This window comes from Mesorhizobium sp. M5C.F.Ca.IN.020.32.2.1, from assembly GCF_004023105.1.
Taxonomy (GTDB): Bacteria; Pseudomonadota; Alphaproteobacteria; order Rhizobiales; family Rhizobiaceae; genus Mesorhizobium; species Mesorhizobium wenxiniae.
Window position 1 is genome coordinate 1 of record NZ_RZSX01000886.1, and the last position, 2,500, is coordinate 2,500.

Here is a 2,500-nt window from a genome sequence, read left to right on the forward strand (position 1 = left end):
CTCCTGCTCCGCCCTGGGATGACGAAGGCTCGGCCTGCCGGTTTCGCGACCACCCAGCCTACCGCCGTCCCAGCAAGTTCTTCATCCGGTTGCGCAGCAGGCGCGCCATGTTGCGGGTTTCGCGGTAGAGGTGAAGCTGCGACGCCGCCTGGCGGGCGAGGCGGTCGGCGTCCGGCGTCAGGCCGATGACCAGGGTGCCGATCGGCTTGCGCTCCGTCCACAACCGGCTCATCACCGGATGGTCGGGCACGGCGCAGGAATCGGTCATCATGACATTGGGGTCGTCGAGGTGCTGCCTGGTCACCTCGATCATCAGCAGCGTGCCCGGCGAATAGGCGGCGAGCGTCTCGTCATAGGCCGTCTTCCAGGTGTAGGCGACGCCGGCCTCGACGAAGACGATCAGGCTGGCGATGGTGCGGTCGTCGAGCGTCAGCGAATGGATGCGGCACAGATCCTGTTCGGCCAGCCGGTGCACGGCCTCGCGGGCGAAGGCGGCGCGGTAGCGGTCGATGGCCATGGCGGTGCGCTCGCGGCCTTTCCAGCCTGCTGCTTCCAGCGTCAGGAAGCGTTCAATGGCATGGCGGATATTTGCCGGTCCGCGCGCCACGACATGCTCCAGCCTGCCGAGGTCGGCGAGGCGGCGCTTCAGACGGCGGAACTCGCGATAGTGGTGCGAGCGCAGCGAGGCCTTCAGATATGCTTCGCCGTCGAGCCCGCTTTCGAGCATCGGGCGTTCGGCCTTGCCGGTGGTGACCAGCGTCAGGCCACGCGTCTCGGCGACGGTGGCCAGCAGGCTGGCCACCGAGCCGTCGAGCCGGATGTCGGGCAGGACGAAGACCTTCGGCAATTTGAGATGCGGCCGCGACAGCATCGCGAAGAAATCCTCGATGACGCCGACGGGATCGTCGTGGTCGACCAGCGGCGTGCCGATCGGGCCGAACGGGCTCGACCATGTGCGCATGACCGGGACGCCGAGCGGCATCGCCGGCCGCTCCACCGAGAACGGCACCAGCAAGCGCAGCCGGTTGCGGTATTCGTCGCCGTCGCGGATCACCGCCAGCCGCACCTCGCGGTCTTCCAGCCGCGGCATGGCAGGCGCCAGGAATCGCGGGTTGAAGAAGACGTTGGGCTCGATCGTGCGGGTGCAGAGATAGTCGAGTTCCTCGACCAGATCGAAGCCGGCTGAGGCCGGGTAGACGGCCAGTTTGCGCTCGGGCCGGTCGTTGGCCAAGAGCTCGATATGGGCGGGATCGGCTTCGCGGGCGAGCCCGGCGAGGCCGGACACCATGGCGCCGGCCGGGCCGCCGCTGGTTTCCTCGAGCAACGGGATGGCAGCCATCATGCGGCTCCTTCGGCGGCTACGAAAATGGCCATGACAATGCCGAGCTTGCGCCACACCGTGAAGGACAGCGCGCCGGCCTCGAAGATTATCGCGAAGGCGGTGGCCATCGCCGCGCCCCACAGGCCGAAAAGCGGGATCAGCACCAGATTGAGGCCGATGTTGAAGGCCAGCGTCATGGCGTAGACGGCGGCGCAGATGTTCTGGTTGCCGCTCATTGTGAGCAGGCTTTCGCAGGGGCCGACGGCGGCGCGGGCGACGACGCCGAAGACCAGCAGGAACAACAGCGGATAGCCGGCAACGAATTCGGCGCCGAACAAGCTCAGCATCGGCTCGCCCAGCACCAGCACCAGCAGCGCCATCGCCAGCGACGGCCAGAACGTCCACGACACCGTTTCGCGGGCGAAGGCGGCGAGCTTTTCCGGCTCGCCATGGGTGAACTGCGCGTAGCGCTGGGCGACGCCCGCCTTGACCGCGAAATAGACGAAATGCACCAGCGCCAGCGTTTTCACGGTGGCGAAATAGACGGCGACGTCGTCGGGCTTCATATAGGCGCCGACCATCAGCACGTCGGCATTGGTGAGCAGGAAGAAGAAGCCTTCGACCAGGAAGATCGGCAGCGACACGAGGAACCACTGCGCGAAATGAACCTTCTTCGGCCCGGCCGGGATATTCCTGTCCATGCGCGTCGTAACGCCGATGAGCTGACCGAGCGTGGTGGCATAGGCGGCGGCGATCGAGGCGAAAATCGCGGTTCTGGCGTCCGGCGCAAAGCCGACCAGAAGCATCAGCGCCATGAGCGCCAGGATCAGCACCGGCCGCACCAGATAGGTCGGCGCCAGCGCGAACAGCGCCCATGAGTTGGCCCGCGCCAGCCCCTGCAGCAGATCGGACATGGCGATCATCGGCATGCAGATGAGGCCGAGAATGAACGGTACGACATAGTAGTTTTCGATGAAGGGCGAGAGCAGCCAGACGCCGAGCGCGCCGAGCCCGGCGATCAGCGTCGAGGCAACCAGCACGAACAGGCGGCTGGTCAGCACGATGCCGCGCAGTTCGGCCAGCATGTTGCGCTCGCGGTATTCGGGAATGAAGCGGATGACCGAGGTGTGGAAGCCGAGGCAGGCGAGGTTGCCGACGATGACCATCGTCACCCAGACG

The 2,500-nt window shown here is 66.4% G+C and carries 2 protein-coding genes; both read right to left on the reverse strand.

All coding sequences use genetic code 11. The features are described 5' to 3' along the window. Positions 1 to 58 precede the first annotated feature (58 nt). A complete protein-coding gene (locus EOA86_RS30390) occupies positions 59 to 1,339 on the reverse strand; it encodes a GNAT family N-acetyltransferase (protein ID WP_128345005.1) in 1,281 nt (426 codons plus the stop codon). Continuing rightward, the coding region (locus EOA86_RS30395; protein ID WP_164892128.1) for a lipopolysaccharide biosynthesis protein at positions 1,339 to 2,500 on the reverse strand (1,162 nt) is incomplete at its 5' end. The genes EOA86_RS30395 and EOA86_RS30390, both read right to left, overlap by 1 nt.

Excerpts from the sequence above, each read along its gene's own strand:
- EOA86_RS30390 (WP_128345005.1), bottom strand. The coding sequence starts at position 1,339 with ATGGCTGCCATCCCGTTGCTCGAGGAAACCAGCGGCGGCCCGGCCGGC.